The sequence below is a fragment of the Streptomyces sp. NPDC048337 genome (genome assembly GCF_043201175.1).
In the GTDB taxonomy this organism is placed as follows: Bacteria; Actinomycetota; Actinomycetes; order Streptomycetales; family Streptomycetaceae; genus Streptomyces.
In genome coordinates this window covers 1-16,198 of the sequence record NZ_JBICYR010000025.1, presented here as the reverse complement: position 1 = coordinate 16,198, position 16,198 = coordinate 1, and the positions used below count along the sequence as shown (strand labels likewise).

Genomic DNA, 16,198 nt, shown 5'->3' with positions numbered 1-16,198 from the left:
GACCGCCCGTCCCCACCCCCCCCCCAAACACCTGCCCCCCCGACAACAGGGCCCCCACCCCCCCCCCCCCCCCCGCAAATAACCCCACCCCCCCCCCGGGGGGGCGCCCCCCCGCCCGGGCCCCCCCCGCCCCCATGTCCCGTCCGAGGAAGCTCCCGCGATCAATCTGCCGTCCGATCGACTTCCGGCCCTCGTCCGCTGGTTCCCCGCCGGGGCCTCCGGATCGGCGGTCGGCTCTCCCGCAGCGACGGCCGACAAGGTGGCGGGGTGACCCTGATGCGCCGTCGAGGTCGGAGGAATCGTCGGGAGTCCCGACAACCGACGGCGTGGCAGGACCTGAACTGCGGACTGCCGCCAAGGCGTCAGCGGAACTCGGCGAGGCGCGGCCGCAGCCCGAGTACGGTCAATCCTGCTGCGAGCAGCAGTGCGACGCCTGCCGCCGGCGCCAGCGTGATGAGCGAGTCGCGTCCCTCTGCCGTCGCCCGCTCGAAGTGCGACTGGTTGATGGCGGTGACCCGGTCGAGGGCCCGCATCCAGTTCCCGAAGTGGGCGTTGGAGGTGTCCGAGGCCCAGCCGATGCAGAAGAGGGTGGCTTCCACCTGCTTCCCCTCCCCCACCAGCTTCCGGAAGCTCCGGTCGTCGCTCTCGTAGACGGCATACGCCTCGACGGCCTTCTCGGCGGCGTCCCGCTCACCGGCGAAGGTGACGTTGTCGAGCTCGCGCCGGAATTCACCGGAGAAGCGTTTGTCGTTGTGCTCCGACCGGTAGGCAGCCCAAGTCTCGGTGAGCTTCGCGTCGTACGTGGACAGGCTCGCGCCCTCGATCCCGTACAGCTCCTGCGACTTGTCGTGGAAGGACTCCTCATAGCCTGGCCTGCGGGACGGGTCGAGGAGGTAGCGGCTCTCGTCCGCGTTGGCGTCGTAGCCGATCGCCTTGGCCCGCGACAGCGCGACCACCGAATCGAAGGAGTCCCGACGGGCCACCTTCATCCGGTCGTCGTTGACCGCGAGCAGTTGCGCGGCGGACACCACGGCGACCACCGCGCAGAGGGTGGCGGCGAGCAGGGCCGGGTTGAAGACCCGTTGGAAGCTGCGGGCCAGACGTACCTGGAGCAGGACGAGCGCGGCGATCAGCAGTACGCCCAGGATGGCTTCGGCGACACGCTGCACCGCGAGGTCGCCCCGAGTGGCGTCGTACATCCGGTTGTAGACCTGGTTGTTGGCATCGACCAGCTCGCGCGACTCCGGCAGCAGGCGCGCCGAGAGGAGGTCGGTCGCCGTCCGGTAGTCCGCGCGGGCGGCGTCCTTGCCGTCGGGGTGCTCGTCGTTCTCCAGGGCCCGGCCGATGAGCTCCTGGTAGTGCGCGAAGTCCTCGGTGATGGTGATGACGGTGTTCTCGGTGGCCTTGTCGCCCTCGGCGGCCGCGGAGAGTGTGCGCAGGGAGCGGCTGATGGTGTCCTGGGCCTCTTTGTAGAAGCCGGTGGCCTTGCCGTACGACTCGTCGAGCCGCCCTTTGCCGGTACCCGACTCCCCGCTGGAGAGAAGGATGTTCGCGGCCTGTGCGTCCATGTTGTTGAGTGCCAGGTTGAGCTGGGTCGCGGCGATCGTACGGGGCGCACTGCGCCGGACGGTCTCGTCCCAGACTCCGGACATCCCGAGCGAGGACACCCCGAGCAGGATGAGCAGGCCGACGGCAAGCAGCAGGCACACCGCACGACCCAACAGCAGCCGGCCGGGGAGGGACTCCCCGTAGCGGCCGACCACGTACCGGACGAGCCGGGCGACGGGAAGTGGAGCCCGTCGCCCCGGCCGCCGCCCTGTCTGCGGTCCCCCTTGGGTCGGCGGGCCCGGTATCTCTCCTTCGTGCGCGGGGGGTTCGTGGTGCGTTCCGGCGGTTTCCGGAGCCCCCGCTCCCGCATGCCGCTCCGTACCGGCGGTGATCGTCACTCGCCCTCCAGGCTCACGCCACGGACCGCTCGTGCGGTCCCGTGCACCAGAGAGCATGGAGCTCAATCGTTCGATTCAGTCCGGTCGTTAACGCGCCTCTGACGCCGAAGTCACACCTTTGACGTGTCCTTGACGAGATCCAAGCGCTCCCGTGTCAGGGCAGGTCGGAGCGGACTCCCCGGCCTTCGGCAGTGGCTGAGACGAGCGGCTGGGCAGCAGGCAGGTCGAGGACCATCGTCAGGCCGCCGCCAGGGGTGTCTTCGGGCGTGAGCGTTCCCGCCATCGACTCCGTGAGTCCGCGCGACAGCGCGAGGCCGAGCCCGACGCCGGTGGTGTTGTCGGTGTCCCCCATCCGTTGGAAGGGGATGAAGGCCTTCTCCCGGTCGGCGGCGGGCAGCCCGGGGCCGCGGTCGATGACGCGGAACTCCACACGGTCGGCGAGCGCGCTGGCCGTCAGCAGCACCGACGTGCCGGGTGGGGAGTAACGCGCCGCATTGCTGAGCAGGTTGGCCACCACCCGCTCCAGCAAGGGCGGGTCGGCCAGCACGGCGGGAACCGCGTCCACTCCACGCACCTCGATCACGGGTGCGTCGGGGGGCAGGGATTCCAGGGCAGCCGGCAGGACCTCTTCCAGAACGGTGGGGCGCAGGCTCAGGTTCAGTGCCCCGGCCTGCAGGCGGCTCATGTCGAGGAGGTTCTCGATCAGCCGATTCAGCCTCGCCATCGATTCGTCAGCGGTGGCGAGGAGTTCGGCCCGGTCCTCGGCGCTGAACTCCACGTCGCGGCTGCGCAGGGAGCTGATGGCGGCCCAGCCTCCGGCGAGCGGGGTGCGCAGGTCGTGGCTGACCGCGGCGAGCAGGGCCGTACGCATCCGGTCCGCGGCCTTGACCGGCTCGATCTCGGCGGCCGCCTCGGCGAGACGGGCCCGCTCCACCGCGGCGGTGACGTGTGCGGCGAAGGCGGTGAGGACCCGGCGTTCGGAGGACGGCAGAGTGCGGCCGCGCAGCACGAGGTACGCGTCCTGCCCGATCGGGACCTGTACGACGGGGACTCCCCCGGCCGCGTCACTCACGGGTTCGGCTTCGTGCACCAACTCGACGGAGTCCATACCGAAGGTCTCCCTCGCGCGCTCCAGGAGCGCGGGAACGGTTTGGTCGCCTCGGACGATCGATCCTGCCAGTGAGGAAAGCGTCTCGGCTTCGGCCGTCGCCCTCGCGGAGCGACGCGAAAGCCGCAATGACCGGTCCACCACGGCGGCCACCGTGCCTGCCACCACGGCGAACACCAAGGTGGCCAGCGTGCTGTCGAGGGTTGTCGTGAAAGCCCCTGTGGGCGGTATGAACCAGTAGTTGAGCAGCAACGAGGCGGTCACCGAGGCCACTACGGCGGAAGCTACCCCGCCGACGCAGGCCACACCGACGACGGCGAGCAGGAAGAGCAGGGCCTCGCTGGTGAGGTTCAGGCTCCCGCGCGTATGGTCGAGCAGGAACGTCAGAGCGATCGGGAGCACCAGGCCCGAGACGGGCCCCGCTACGAGCCGTGACGTCGGGAGCGTGCGCCGCCGGGACGGCAACAACCGCCCGCGTCCCGCCCGTTCATGGGTGACCATGTGGACATCGATATCGCCGGAGTGCCCGACGACCGTCTCCCCGATGCCGCGCCCGGAGAGGAAGCGCTCCAGGCGGCTCCGTCTGCTGGTGCCGAGCACCAGCTGCGTGGCGTTCTCCGCGCGGGCGAACTCCAGCAGCGCGGTGGGGACATCGTCCCCGACGACGCAGTGGTAGCTGCCGCCGAGGCTCTCCACGAGCGCCCGCTGGCGCCCCAGCGCGGCGGACGACGCCCCGCCCGCGAGTCCGTCACTGCGCGCGATGTGTACGGCAAGCAGGTTCCCGCCGGCCGATCGAGCGGCGATCCTGGTCGCCCGGCGAATGAGCGTCACACCCTCGGCACCACCCGTAAGGGCGACCACGACCCGTTCCCGGGTCTCCCACACCCCGCCTATGCCGTGCTCGGACCGGTATCTCTGCAGCGCCTCGTCGACCCGCCCCGCCAACCACAGCAGGGCCAGCTCGCGCAGGGCGGTCAGATTCCCGACGCGGAAGTAGTTGGCCAGCGCCGCGTCCACCTTCTCCGGCGCGTAGATGTCTCCGTGGGCCATGCGACGCCGCAGCCCCTCGGCGGGCAGGTCCACCAGCTCGATCTCGTCGGCGCGGCGGACCACGTCGTCCGGCACCGTCTCGTACTGCTGCACCTTGGTGATCTTCTCGACGACGTCGTTAAGGGAATCCAGGTGCTGGATGTTCACGGTGGTGAGGACATCGATCCCCGCGGCGAGCAGTTCCTCGACGTCCTGCCAGCGCTTGGCATTGCGGCCACCGGGCACATTGCTGTGCGGAAGCTCGTCGACCAGCGCCACCGCCGGCCGCCGCGCGAGGACCCCGTCGAGATCCATCTCCTCGAAGGGGCTGCCCCGATACGTGCACGGTGAGCGGGGCACGACCTCCAGGCCGCCGAGCTTCTCCTCGGTACGGCGGCGCCCGTGGCACTCGACGAACGCCACCACCACATCCGTACCACGCTCCGCCCTGCGCCGGCCCTCGTCGAGCATCCGGTACGTCTTGCCCACCCCAGGTGCCGCGCCGAGGAAAACCTTCAACCTTCCGCGCCGGACATCCGCTGCCACCACCGAACCCGCCTCCCCTGTCACCGGACACCTGCGGCGCCGGGCATGCCGTAACCAGGTCATCATCAGGCGAGACGGGCTCCTGTCACGGACCGGCCCCAGGACCTTGACGCGGTCCTGACCTTTAATTTCCGGCAAGGAGCCTCCAACGTGACGGACACCGGAAGGGAAGCGTCAAGGAACGCCCGGAAGCCTTGAGCCGGAGGCCGAGGCCAGGTTGGATCAGGGCTGTGAATACCGCTCTACGCCACGACGACCGGCCGCCTCATACGGCGCCGTCAGCCATGCGCGCCGTGCGCCTTCCGGTGCGCTGACGCACCGGATTCACCCGCGGCCGCCGACTGTTCGTCCACTGCGGCCGTTCCTCCCCCGCGCGGCTCCCTCCCTGCCGCGCGGGGCCTCATCCTGCCCCCGGCCTATCGGCGCGGGCCCGTTTCCGGAATTCCACCATGCCTGCTTCCCGCCCGTACCCGATGTCCGGACGCACCATCTTGGTGACCCGGAAGCGGGGTCGCCCAACGTCTTGGGCAGCCCCACTTCCGTCACTCCTCGGGGGTACACCGTGTTCGAAATTCCATCACACCAACTTCCCTCCCTCACCCGCTGGTTCCCCTCGGGCACGCCCGGTCCCGGCGCCCTCGTCGAGCACGCGGTGTCCACGGGCACGGGCCGCTGGTGGGTCGACCGCGCCATCCAGCCGCGCGCCCTCGCGGTCACGTGCGGAGACCAGGTACTGCTGCGCGGGGACCCCCGGGCCCTGGCCGTCGGCGCGCTCACACCGTTCGCCCTGAGCTACGTCGAGGCCCCCGCCCACTTCGCGCCCGCCCTGCACTCCGCCTTCGACCGGGTGACGCCGTGGGAGCGCATGGTCTACGTCCATCAGGTGCCGACCGCCATACCCCTCGTGCGGCACGGAGTGACCGTACGTCGACTCACCATCGACGACGCCCTCGCCCTCGACTCCCTGGGATCCGACAGCGCCTGGATCCATGCCACTTGGGGTCGGACGGTCAACCTCGCCTCCTCGGGCTACGGCTGGGCCGCCTTCGCCGAAGGCCGGATGCTGGCCCTGGCCTGCACCCGCTTCAAGGGCAGCGCCTACGAGGACATCGCCGTCCTCACCCACCCGGACCGGCGCCGCGAACGTCTCGCGCTCGCCTGCGTCACCGCCCTCACCCAGGACATCGCCGCCCGCGGCCGCACCGCGAGCTGGTGCTGCTCGCGCGACAACCGGCCCAGCCGGCTGCTCGCCTGGACGGCGGGCTTCCGGCTGGTCCGGGAGTACGTTCACCACGTCACGGGCAGGCCGGTCTCCCGTGGGCTGATCCTCAACGGTGTCCCGAGGCGGGCAGGGTGAGAGCCACCCCGAAGCCGCCGTTCCCCGCGGTGTCGAAGGTGCCTCCCATCGCCTCGATGAGGTCCCTGGCCAGGCGCAGGGCCAGGCTGTCGTCCCTCGACGGATCGGCCCGGCCGCCGTTCACGCGGATCCGGACCTGGTCCGGCGGCTCCTCCTCGGCCAGCAGGGCCGGGGCGGCCACCCCGGAGCGGAGTGCGTCGGCGACGAGGGCGGTCAGCACCCGCGTGAGCAGGGCGGCATCGGCGATCACGTCCGGCAGCGACCCCGGCAGCCGGATGTCGAGCGTGCGGCCGCCGGGGCCGATGTCGTCGAGGACTGCGGTCAGCACCTCGTTGACGTCGACGGGCCGTAGGTAGAGGTCGAGGGCGCCGCCGTGCAGTCGGCTCAGATCGTCGAGGTCGGCAACGATCTGGGCGGCCCGGCGTACGGACGCGAGCGCCGGAGCAGCATCCGCGTACGGACCGTCGAGGGCGGCTTCGGCGCTGCGCAGGCGCTCCCGCAGGTCCTGGCCGGCGACCCTGATCAGCGCCGCGCGCGTCCGTTCGGCCTCGGCTAGGTCGTCGGTCTCGGCCGCGCGCAGCGCGAGGCGGCCCTGCTCGTACGCCACGCCCAGCTGAGCGGCGCACGCACCGAGGACCTGCTGGTCATCCGTGCTCAGGGAGCCGCGTGCGGCCAGCACGAGGCCCTCGGCGACGGGACATTCCGCGTCGGCCTCGTACGGGCGCTCCGGAGGGCCCTCGCCGGCACTGGCGACGACGTACCAGCGAGGGCCGACGGTGTCCCCGGAGTCGCGCTCCAGCAGACTGACGGAGGCCAGCCCGAACTCCTCCCGGACCTGCTCGACGAGGCTGGGCAGGTCCACCCCATGGGCTACGGCGGTGGCCATGCGGGTCATGGCACGAGCCTCGGCCGTGGCGCGGACGGCCTGGCGGGAGCGCCTGGCCGCCACCCCCGTAGTCCCGCCGATGAGAGCGGCGGTGACGACGAACACCGACAGCGCCAGGATGTCGGCGCCCTGCTCGATGGCCGGCGAGTGCAGAGGCAGGACGAAGTAGTAGTCGGCGAGGAGAGCGGCGCCCACCGCGGCCACGAGAGCCGGCAGCAGCCCTCCCACCAGCGCGGTCACGACCACCAGGAGCAGGTACGCCACGAGCACGGTGGACAGGTCGAGGTGGTCGCGCAGCGCGGCCATGGCCAGGGTCAGGAGGGGCAGGAGCAGCACGGCTCCCGCCAGCGCCACCCAGAACCTGCGCGGTCCGGTCCCGCTCCTGCTGCCCGGGTGCGGCAGCCGTACCGGGAAGCCGGTGCCCGCTGCCTCGTCGTGGGTGACCACGTGGACATCGACCGGGCCGGAGGCGCGCACGGTACGGTGGCCGACCCCGGGCGCCAGCATCATGCCGAGCCGCCCGCGACGGCTGGCGCCGAGGACGATCTGGGTGACGTTCTCCGCCCGTGCGAAGTCCATCAAGGAAGCGACCACGTCGTCGCCCGTGGTCTGGTGGTAGCCGCCGCCGAGCGACTCGACGAGCCTGCGCTGGTTGTCCAGAGCGGCGGGATCGGTCGTGGCGAGCCCGTCGGCAGGCGTCACGTGCAGGGCCAGCAGCTCGCTGCCGGGAGTGCGGGCGGTGATCCGGGCCGCCCGGCGGATCAGGGTCTCGCCCTCCGGTCCCCCGGTCAGGGCGACGAGGATCCGTTCCCGTGTCTCCCAGAGGGCCGCGATTCCGTGCTCGGCACGGTAGCGCTGCAAGCCCTCTTCCACCCGGTCGGCGAGCCACAGCAGCGCCAGCTCGCGCAGCGCGATGAGGTTGCCGACGCGGAAGTAGTGGGTGAGAGCCGCCTCGATGCGGTCCGGCGAATAGATGTCGCCGTGGACCATGCGCCGGCGCAGCACCTCGGGGGGCAGGTCGACGAGCTCGATCTGATCGGCTCGGCGCGCCACTTCGTCGGGGAGGGTCTCGCGCTGTCGGACGCCGGTGATCTGCATGACCACGTCGTTCAGCGACTCCAGGTGCTGGACGTTGACCGTGGTGGCCACGTCGATACCGGCATCCAGCAGCTCTTCGACGTCCTGCCAGCGCTTGGCGTTGCGGGTGCCGGGGACATTGGTGTGGGCCAGCTCGTCGACCAGGGCGACCTGGGGTCGGCGGGCCAGCACGGCGTCGAGGTCCATCTCCGTGAAGGGCACGCCCCGGTGGGTCAGGGCCTGACCTTCCACCGTCTCGAGCCCTTCCGCCATCGCGGCGGTGGGGCGCCGTCCGTGTGCCTCGACGAACCCGACGACCACGTCGGAGCCGGCGGCCCGCAGCCGCTGCCCCTCTTCCAGCATGGCGTAGGTCTTGCCCACCCCTGGGGCCGCCCCGAGGAAGATCTGCAACCGTCCGCGCGCCATGGCACTTCTCCCGCCGACACCTCCATGGTGCGGCGTGCAGGATGCCGCCGCCTGATCAATCGTCCCCACGGCCGGCCCGGGGAAGACGATCACCCGATCACGCCCGCCACCAGCACACTGGCGTTCCGGCGGCACCCCCGGCCCGACATCTTCCTCGGCTACCGTGCGCCGAGTCGAAGACCGGTACGAGAAGGAGCGAGTGATGAACACGGTGGAGGCGTCAGCGGGCGCGGGCGCGATGAAGCGTCGTCTGGGGGTGTCCGACGCGGTGATGATCGGCCTGGGCTCCATGATCGGGGCCGGGATCTTCGCCGCGCTCGGCCCGGCGGCCGGTGCCGCCGGTTCCGGGCTGCTGCTCGCCCTGGCCCTGGCCGCGGTCGTGGCCTACTGCAACGCAACCTCTTCGGCCCGGCTCGCCGCCCTCTATCCGCAGTCCGGCGGCACTTACGTCTACGGCCGCGAGCGCCTGGGCGCCTTCTGGGGCTACCTGGCCGGCTGGGCGTTCGTCGTCGGCAAGACCGCCTCCTGCGCGGCCATGGCCCTCACGGTCGGCACGTACCTGTGGCCCGGCCAGTCGCACTCGGTGGCCGTTGCCGCGGTGGTGGCGCTGACCGCGGTGAACTACGCCGGGGTGCAGAAGTCCGCACTCCTCACCCGCGTCATCGTCGCGGTCGTCCTGGCCGTACTCGCCGCCGTGGCCGTCGCCGCCCTGACCTCCGCCGACGCGGACACCGCGCGGCTGGACATCGGAGCGGACGCCACCGTCGGCGGGGTGCTCCAGGCGGCCGGCCTGCTGTTCTTCGCTTTCGCCGGATACGCCCGCATCGCCACCCTCGGCGAGGAAGTCCGTGACCCCGCCCGCACCATCCCGCGCGCCATCCCGATCGCGCTCGGCATCACCCTCGGCGTCTACACGGTCGTCGCCATCGCCGTCCTGACCGTCCTGGGACCGGGCGGGCTGGCGGACTCCACCGCCCCGCTGTCCGACGCGGCACGCGCCGCAGGAGCCGACGGGCTGGTGCCCGTCGTCCGCGTGGGCGGAGCCGTCGCCGCGCTCGGCTCACTGCTCGCGCTGATCCTCGGGGTCTCCCGCACCACCCTGGCGATGGCCCGCGACCGGCATCTGCCACACGCCCTGGCCGCCGTCCACCCCCGCTTCGGTGTCCCGCACCACGCCGAACTGGCCGTCGGCGCCGTCGTCGCACTGCTCGCCGCGACCACCGACGTACGGGGCGCGATCGGCTTCTCCTCCTTCGGGGTCCTGGCCTACTACGCCGTGGCCAACGCCTCCACCTGGACCCTCACCCCCCAAGAAGGCCGGCCCAACCGCCTCGTCCCCGTCATCGGCCTGGCCGGCTGCGCGGTTCTCGCTTTCGCCCTGCCCCTGAGCACCGTCATCTCCGGCGCCGCGGTCCTCATCCTCGGGGCCGGCGTATACGGCCTGCGGAAAGCCAGGACCGACAGCTCCCGCCACTGACACTTCGCCATGGGAACAGCACGGCCGTAACGGCTGCGGCCCGGGCGTTCCCCGTCCAGTTGCGGTCCTGCACGAGCATGGGTCCGGGCACAGGAATCACCTCACAAGGTCGGCGGTGTCCAGCGGCAGCCGCCACGCGATGCGCCTGCGTACGGCGTCCAGGTCGGCCTGGAGCGGGCTTGGCGGCACGGCCAGGACCGGGCAGGGTGCGTGAGCCATGCAGTACCGGGCCACCGAGGGCCTCAGCGCGCGGAGCAGCGGCCCGCGCGAGCCCGTACCGACGACGAGGAGGTCGTCAGGGTCCCGGACCATGTCCACCAATGCGCCGCCCGGAGTGCCCCGCACAGCCAGTCCTGCCAGCGTCACGCCCGGCCCGCCCTCGCCGAAGGCGGTGCCCAGGAGTTCCCGTAGTCGCTCGACCGCCGCGGCCCGGGATTCCGCGAGCAGCGGCGTGCCGCCGCCGGTGCGTCGGCCGCCAGGTCCGCCCAACGGCGGCTGCCAGGCCAGTACGACCCACAGCTCGGCGTCCCGCGTGCGGGCCTCGGCGCGGGCCCGGTGCAATGCCGTCAGGCTCCCGAGTGATCCGCACGTACCCGCCACGACTCGTCCTCGCACCGTCCTGCCCTCCTGCTTGATGCCTCGCGCCTCGCGCACTCCATGGAACGGCGGCACGTGGGCATCGGGCAGGTTTGCTTACGGTCTTCTGACGCCGGATCCGGAAACCCTGACGGGTTTCTGATGCCGCAACCCGCCGGCCGTCAGCGACGTGTATGAAGTCGATCAATCACCATCAAGGTGCCGTCAGGAGGCACGCCGAAGGAGCGCACGCGGGGATAGCTTCCGTGATGCGCCCCGGACTGCCTCCCCGCACCCGGGGCGTCGCCCATCCTTCGCGGTTCCTCAAGGAGGACCCCATGTGTCTGTTCCAGTACGCCGACGATTCCGAGCCCGAAGAACAGATCCCGGCCGGGCTTCTGTGCGTGCCCGTCCGGCCGGGAAGAGGACCTGCTGCGGTCATTCGGCTGTTCCGCACTCCGCTGGGCACGCGCACGGCCGTCGGTTTCACCAACGCGGCCCGGCTGACCGCGACGCTCGGTCAGGGCCAGCCGTACATCCGGCTGTCCGAGCCCTTGCTGCTGGAGCTGTGCGAACCGCTCGGCGCGGACCTGGTCACCGTCGACCCGACCCTGTCGGCTCCCGCGCCCACCCCGACGCCTCACGAGCCGAACCGTGTCACGGTTCGCATCGGCTGACGAGGAACCCCTGCCACCGCAAGATGGACACCCGGTGTGGACAGTGCCACCATCACGTCGGCGCCCGGCGTGGGTTCGGCGCACAGGAAGAGACCATGATGTTCTACCTCGCCCTCCCCATTGTTTTGGTGGCGATGCTCGTTGCCGCCTCCGGCGTGGCGGCGATCGCCCGCGGCTGGGTGCTCCCCATGAACCGGCGCCACATCCGCAGTCCTCGCCTCTACGGCTGGGGACAGTTGGCGGTCGCCTTCGCCCTGTTCTGGCAGGTGGTCTTCGGGCTGGTGATAAGCGACTCCCGCACTCGCCAGTGGGGCGCCATGACCGGCGCCGGGATACTCGTGGCCGGCCTCATCGTGATGATGGCGGGCCAGTTCGCGAGTGGTAACCGTGAAAGAAGCGGCACGCCTTAGAGAGGTTCGGCGACGGGTGGGTTACCGCATGGCAACCCAGCGGGCCCGCTACGGCCCGGCGGTCAGGTTCGGAGCCAGGCCGAGTGCGAGGCCCGGCGAAGCCGCCCCCTATAGGGTGAGGGCGGTGTGCCGGGAAGTCTGGTCGGCGTGCGGGCCGGCCGGCCCGTTCTGAACGGGCTTCGGGGGCGGCATGCGTGGCGTGGGTACGGTTCTGTTTCTCGTGGTGCTGGCGACCTTGGTCGCCACCGGTGCCCGCCGCTGGCGTATCCCCGCCCCGTCACTCCTCGTCGTGGCGGGACTGGCCGTGGCCCTGCTGCCCGGGACGCCCGAGATACACATCACCCCCGAGATCATCGGGCTCGTCGTGCTCCCGCCCCTGCTGTACGCCAGCGCCGAGGAAGTCTCCTGGCGCGAACTGCGCGCAGTCTGGAAGCCGGTGAGCGTCCTCGCCGTGGGCCTCGTACTGGCCTCGGCCGCCGTGGTCGGATTCGTCGCCTCCGTCCTCACCCCACTGTCCTGGCAGATGGCGCTCGTCCTCGGCGCCATCCTCGCGAGCACCGACCCGGTGGCCGTGACCGCGCTCGGAAGACGACTCGCGCTTCCACCGAAGGTCCAGACGACGGTGCAGGCCGAGAGCCTGTTCAACGACGCGACCTCGCTCGTCCTGTTCCGGGTCGCCGTGAGCATCGCCATCGCCTCGTCTGCCGTCTCCTGGGGTGATGCGGGCAGCGAGTTCGCACTGCTCGCGGGCGGTGGAACCCTGATCGGCGGAGCGGTCGCAGGCGTGGTGGTACTGATCCGGCGCCGCACCGAGGACCCGATCCTGGAAACCGTCGTCGCGCTCGTCACCCCGTACGCCGCCTACGTGCTGGCCGAGGCCGCCCACACCTCCGGGGTGACCTCCGTGGTCGTGGCCGGGGTGGTGCTCGGCGGCCGCTCCGACCGGCTCACCAGCGCCCGCATCCGCCTCCAACTGCACGCCGTCTACGGCACGGTCGTCTTCCTCCTGGAAAGCGTCGTCTTCAGCCTGATCGGGCTGTCCCTGCCGGGCCTCATCCGGGAACTGGGCGACGGGAGCCGCCTCTGGCCCCTCTACGCCCTCGCCCTGGCGGGCACCCTCATCGCCGTCCGCATCCTGTGGGTCTTCCCCCTCTCCGCCCTCCTCCAGCGACAGGGCGGCCGCCGCAAGACGGACTGGCGGGTCCCCGCGGTCCTCTCCTGGGCCGGCACCCGAGGCGTGATGCCACTGGCCGCCGCCCTGTCCATACCGGTCGCCGCGGCCGACGGCACCCCACTCCACGAACGGCCGCTGGTACTCGTCCTCACTTCGTCGGTGGTGGTCGTCACCCTGGTCGTCCAGGGCTTCTCACTCGCCACGGTCGTGCGGCGCTCCGGCATCGCGCTCGAACCCGACCACACCGAACGCGAGGAGGCCGGTGCCCGCCTCAGCCTCGCCGGCGCCGGCCTGCGCCGCCTGGACGAGCTGTCCGAACTAGAAGCCGCACCGGACGTGGTCCTCGACCGGCTGCGCCGCGCCCTCACCGCCCGCAAGGAACACGCCCTCGACCGGCTCGCCGACACCGACGACCCGGCCGAGTCCGCCGATCGCATATACCGGCAACTGCGCCGCGACCTCATCCTGGAGGAGGCCGCCGAACTCCAGCGCCTCTACGACGACCACCGCATCAGCGACACCACCCGCCGCCGCCTCCAACGCACCCTCGACCTGGAGGAAGCCCGGCTCACCGACTCCTGAAGATCGGGCAGCCTCAGCCTGGTCCAGCACCGTCCGGTACGACACGCAACAGACCAGCACGGCCGCGATCTCCAGGTCCACCCCCGCGACCGCCGCGGCCGTGCTGTGGTTCCCGGCGTCCTTGCGGTCTGCCCTACGAGATCGACCGGCGCCACCGGGCTCCGATCCTGCTGAATGCGCCGCGGCCGCGGATACGCGTTCCGCAGGGCTCGGGTTTCGGGCATGCTGGTGAGCATGAGCAGCAGGTACGCACAGCTTCGGCCGTACACCCTGCCGGGCTCGCTCGGGGAACTGAGCGGTCCGGTGGAAGGCCTCGTGGTCCTGCCCCGCCACCTGGACTGGGGCCCGCACTACGAGTACGACCTGGCCGACGACGCCGACGTGCTGCTGATGTACGAGCGGGTGATCCGCGAGGCGCAGACGCCCGAGGACCTGCAAGCCCACCTCAATGCCGACATGCTCCGGAGCCACTGGCGAACCCTGTTCCTGCCCGGCCCGGCGAGAGCCACCTGGGAGTCCCGCTTCCCCGAACTCGCCGGCGCGCCGACGGCGGCCGCATAGTGGAAGACCTGCACCACCGGCTCATCCGCATCGGCCTGGAAGCGCTCGCCAAGGACTTCGGCTACCGGCTCGCCGGCGGATACGCCGTCCAGGCCCACCGTCTCGTCAGCCGCGTCAGCGACGACGTCGACCTGTTCACCCCGATCGGACGAGCCGAAGAGGAGCTGTCGCAGGCGATCGCACGCCTCGCCGAGGCGTATCGGACGGCCGGGTACCTGGTCCAGGTCACCCAGCAGGCACAGGTGTACGCGCGCCTGCACGTCATCGATCCCGCCTCCGGCGCCCAGTCCAAGGTGGAACTGGTCGGCGACCTGCTGCACCACCCGCCGGTCGAGTCAGACCTCGGCCCGGTCCTCCACCTCGACGACCTCGCCGCAGCCAAGACAGGCGCTCTGTTCGGCCGCGCCGAAGTCCGGGATGCGATCGACGTCAACGCGCTGCGGAAGGCCGGCTACACACGCGCCCGGCTGCTCGAACTCGCTGCACAGAACGAGGCCGACCCCAGCCTTGACGAGTACGCGTCCGCCCTTGCCCGCGTCCAACACCACACGGACAGACAGTTCGCCGCGTACGGCCTCGATGCCCCGGCCGCGGCCGCCATCCGCGAGGAGTTCGCGGCCTGGCACAGCGAGCTCACCGACCGAGTGCGCGCCGAGGCCGCAAGCCCACTCGCGGCCCCAGCGCCGGGTCCAGACCCGGACCCTGACCCGGACCCGGACCACGGGAGACCTACCAGACGGTAGGCAAAGCGCCGGTACCCGTGCCAGGCCACAGCGCTGCTTGGTCACCTCCGCCAGGAGTAGCCATGCCCTTCCGGGCCACGCGGACTCCAACCCTTGAGGTACGGCTTCAGCTCCTCGGGCTCGGGGATTCGGGGCGACGGCATCCCGGGCAGCTCCCGTAGCGGGTCCAGGGATCTTACGTAGGCGCGGGCCCACTCCAGCCACTGCCGGCTGGAGACTGCTTCCGGGGTTGCCGAGCCCCCCGACGCGGCGAGCCGGTGCTCCAGGGCATCGCAGTACTGGCTCAGCGCCCTCGCCTGCTGCCAGTCCTTCGCCTGCTCACGCAGGACAGTGACGAGCTGGGCCTGGATCGCCTCTTCCCGAGCCGAGTCCATCGCCGCCTGCCACCGGACCTTCCGGTCCGCCTCAGCCCGCTCCTCGTCGATCCGGCGTTGCGCGTCCTCTTTCGAGCGGACTTCCACCTCGCGCAGGACCGCGCCGAGGAGGTCCTCCAGCCTCCACCCCTTCCGGTCGGCCCACTTGCCCTGGCGGCCCGAGCGACTGTACGGGAGCTCGATCATCAGACTCTGCGCTCGGTCCGGGTTCTCGGACAGCGGGAATTCCTGCTTGATGGTCACCATGTACGTGAAGTCGCCGACAACCAGGTCCAGCTCACCCTCGCGCCGGGAGGGACGAGAGGGGACGTACGCGCCCCCGTAGCCATAGGCCCGGCTGCGGTAGCCCTCAGCCATCGGGTGCTCGCGTACCGCGTAGCCGCGCTTCACCGCTTCCGCGCACAGCCCCTGCAACAGGCACAGCGCCCTGCTCCGAAGAGTCTCGGGCACGACGAGACGGCACCGGTCTTCCTTGAGAGCAGCCACCACTGCATGAAGGGACCGCAGTTGGGCGGGCACCGGGACGGGCGGCGCACTCTCCGGTCTCTCTCCTTTCGCATGGTGCTGCGGCCCGTCCTCAAGGGAGATCTGAAGGTCACGGTTCCACAAGCGGAGCTTCTCAATGCGCTTCCCGGGCGGCGTGAGGCGGTGCCGCTTCGCATAGTCGATGGCCCGCCGGTATTCGCCTTCCGTCGCCTCGTCGGGCTCTTTGATGACCACCCGCCGTTCGGCCACGAGGCGTTCGATCAGCGCCGCCGCCTTGGCGCGCCGCGCCTGCGCCACAGGCCGTTCCGAGTACGGCATCGGCGTCTTCCTGACCGTTTCCGGGAGCACCGCTGCATACCGCGGATCCTCCGGATGGCGGCCATGCTCAAGATAGAACTTCCCCGCCTCCGTGACTTCGGCCCGCACCACCCCAGCACGGCGTACGACGACCAGCAGACCTCGGTCGCGCAGCGCGTACGCGGAGCGCCGTTCAGCCGACGTCGAGCCCAGTGCCTCGCTGGCGTCCAGCCGCCGCAGGAGCTCTCGCCGGCGGTCATTCAACGGGGACCAGTGCTGCATGCCTACACCTCACCCCTACAGCAGCCGATGCCTACCTACCGATGTACCGGATATTTGCGCCCCCGGGTCACGATCCGGGGAAGTGCCCCGGTCATGTCCCTTGGAGTGGTGTAGCTGATCATTCGGTGGTGCCGGGCAGGCAGGTGTTGTCGTCTGGGTAGAGGCTGTCCATGCTCTCGATGGA

At 71.1% G+C, this 16,198-nt stretch carries 12 protein-coding genes; 7 read left to right on the top strand and 5 right to left on the bottom strand.

The features are described 5' to 3' along the window. Positions 1 to 362: 362 nt before the first annotated feature. Positions 363 to 1,763 carry a hypothetical protein gene (locus tag ACGFYU_RS31035; RefSeq protein WP_393830637.1) on the bottom strand — a complete coding sequence of 467 codons (1,401 nt, stop codon included), beginning with the start codon at positions 1,761 to 1,763 and terminating at the stop codon, positions 363 to 365. 337 nt (positions 1,764 to 2,100) lie between these two features. Then, entirely contained in the window at positions 2,101 to 4,692 is a 2,592-nt protein-coding gene (locus tag ACGFYU_RS31030; RefSeq protein ID WP_393830706.1) for an ATP-binding protein, read from the bottom strand. A 499-nt stretch (positions 4,693 to 5,191) separates the two neighbouring features. On the opposite strand from ACGFYU_RS31030, the gene ACGFYU_RS31025 reads away from it, so the two are divergent. Then, complete coding sequence (locus ACGFYU_RS31025; protein ID WP_393830636.1) at positions 5,192 to 5,986, top strand: GNAT family N-acetyltransferase; 795 nt, start codon at positions 5,192 to 5,194, stop codon at positions 5,984 to 5,986. Here ACGFYU_RS31025 and ACGFYU_RS31020 read toward each other — a convergent pair. After that, a complete protein-coding gene (locus ACGFYU_RS31020) occupies positions 5,958 to 8,375 on the bottom strand; it encodes a DUF4118 domain-containing protein (protein ID WP_393830635.1) in 2,418 nt (805 codons plus the stop codon). The genes ACGFYU_RS31025 and ACGFYU_RS31020 overlap by 29 nt on opposite strands. A gap of 202 nt (positions 8,376 to 8,577) precedes the next feature. On the opposite strand from ACGFYU_RS31020, the gene ACGFYU_RS31015 reads away from it, so the two are divergent. Continuing rightward, the gene (locus ACGFYU_RS31015) at positions 8,578 to 9,852 is read left to right on the top strand and encodes an APC family permease (protein ID WP_393830634.1); all 1,275 of its coding nucleotides are present in this window, start codon (positions 8,578 to 8,580) and stop codon (positions 9,850 to 9,852) included. A gap of 96 nt (positions 9,853 to 9,948) precedes the next feature. Here ACGFYU_RS31015 and ACGFYU_RS31010 read toward each other — a convergent pair whose 3' ends face one another. Further along, positions 9,949 to 10,467 (bottom strand): universal stress protein, encoded by a 519-nt coding sequence (locus ACGFYU_RS31010; RefSeq protein WP_393830633.1) that lies wholly within the window; start codon positions 10,465 to 10,467, stop codon positions 9,949 to 9,951. 299 nt (positions 10,468 to 10,766) lie between these two features. Between ACGFYU_RS31010 and ACGFYU_RS31005 the strand changes: the two genes are divergently transcribed. The 5 genes from ACGFYU_RS31005 to ACGFYU_RS30985 all read left to right on the top strand — a co-directional run bounded on the left by ACGFYU_RS31005 (position 10,767) and on the right by ACGFYU_RS30985 (position 14,575). Next, positions 10,767 to 11,105: an SAV_915 family protein gene (locus tag ACGFYU_RS31005; protein ID WP_393830632.1), complete on the top strand. Its 339-nt coding sequence runs from the start codon at positions 10,767 to 10,769 to the stop codon at positions 11,103 to 11,105. A 95-nt stretch (positions 11,106 to 11,200) separates the two neighbouring features. Then, the gene (locus tag ACGFYU_RS31000) at positions 11,201 to 11,515 is read left to right on the top strand and encodes a hypothetical protein (RefSeq protein WP_393830631.1); all 315 of its coding nucleotides are present in this window, start codon (positions 11,201 to 11,203) and stop codon (positions 11,513 to 11,515) included. Positions 11,516 to 11,705: 190 nt separating this feature from the next. Continuing rightward, entirely contained in the window at positions 11,706 to 13,271 is a 1,566-nt protein-coding gene (locus ACGFYU_RS30995) for a Na+/H+ antiporter (RefSeq protein ID WP_393830630.1), read from the top strand. Positions 13,272 to 13,505: 234 nt separating this feature from the next. Continuing rightward, complete coding sequence (locus tag ACGFYU_RS30990; protein WP_393830629.1) at positions 13,506 to 13,832, top strand: hypothetical protein; 327 nt, start codon at positions 13,506 to 13,508, stop codon at positions 13,830 to 13,832. Then, a complete protein-coding gene (locus ACGFYU_RS30985; RefSeq protein ID WP_393830628.1) occupies positions 13,832 to 14,575 on the top strand; it encodes a nucleotidyl transferase AbiEii/AbiGii toxin family protein in 744 nt (247 codons plus the stop codon). Before ACGFYU_RS30990 ends, ACGFYU_RS30985 begins: the two co-directional genes overlap by 1 nt. Before the next feature lie 41 nt (positions 14,576 to 14,616). Here ACGFYU_RS30985 and ACGFYU_RS30980 read toward each other — a convergent pair whose 3' ends face one another. Continuing rightward, entirely contained in the window at positions 14,617 to 16,014 is a 1,398-nt protein-coding gene (locus tag ACGFYU_RS30980) for a hypothetical protein (RefSeq protein ID WP_393830627.1), read from the bottom strand. Positions 16,015 to 16,198 lie beyond the last annotated feature (184 nt).

What these genes read in the sequence shown, in the direction of transcription:
- ACGFYU_RS30995 (WP_393830630.1), top strand. Translation starts at nt 11,706, where the DNA reads ATGCGTGGCGTGGGTACGGTTCTGTTTCTCGTGGTGCTGGCGACCTTG.
- ACGFYU_RS31000 (WP_393830631.1), top strand. Translation starts at nt 11,201, where the DNA reads ATGATGTTCTACCTCGCCCTCCCCATTGTTTTGGTGGCGATGCTCGTT.
- ACGFYU_RS30980 (WP_393830627.1), bottom strand. Translation starts at nt 16,014, where the DNA reads ATGCAGCACTGGTCCCCGTTGAATGACCGCCGGCGAGAGCTCCTGCGG.
- ACGFYU_RS31015 (WP_393830634.1), top strand. Translation starts at nt 8,578, where the DNA reads ATGAACACGGTGGAGGCGTCAGCGGGCGCGGGCGCGATGAAGCGTCGT.
- ACGFYU_RS30990 (WP_393830629.1), top strand. Translation starts at nt 13,506, where the DNA reads ATGAGCAGCAGGTACGCACAGCTTCGGCCGTACACCCTGCCGGGCTCG.
- ACGFYU_RS31030 (WP_393830706.1), bottom strand. Translation starts at nt 4,692, where the DNA reads ATGACCTGGTTACGGCATGCCCGGCGCCGCAGGTGTCCGGTGACAGGG.
- ACGFYU_RS31005 (WP_393830632.1), top strand. Translation starts at nt 10,767, where the DNA reads ATGTGTCTGTTCCAGTACGCCGACGATTCCGAGCCCGAAGAACAGATC.
- ACGFYU_RS31020 (WP_393830635.1), bottom strand. Translation starts at nt 8,375, where the DNA reads ATGGCGCGCGGACGGTTGCAGATCTTCCTCGGGGCGGCCCCAGGGGTG.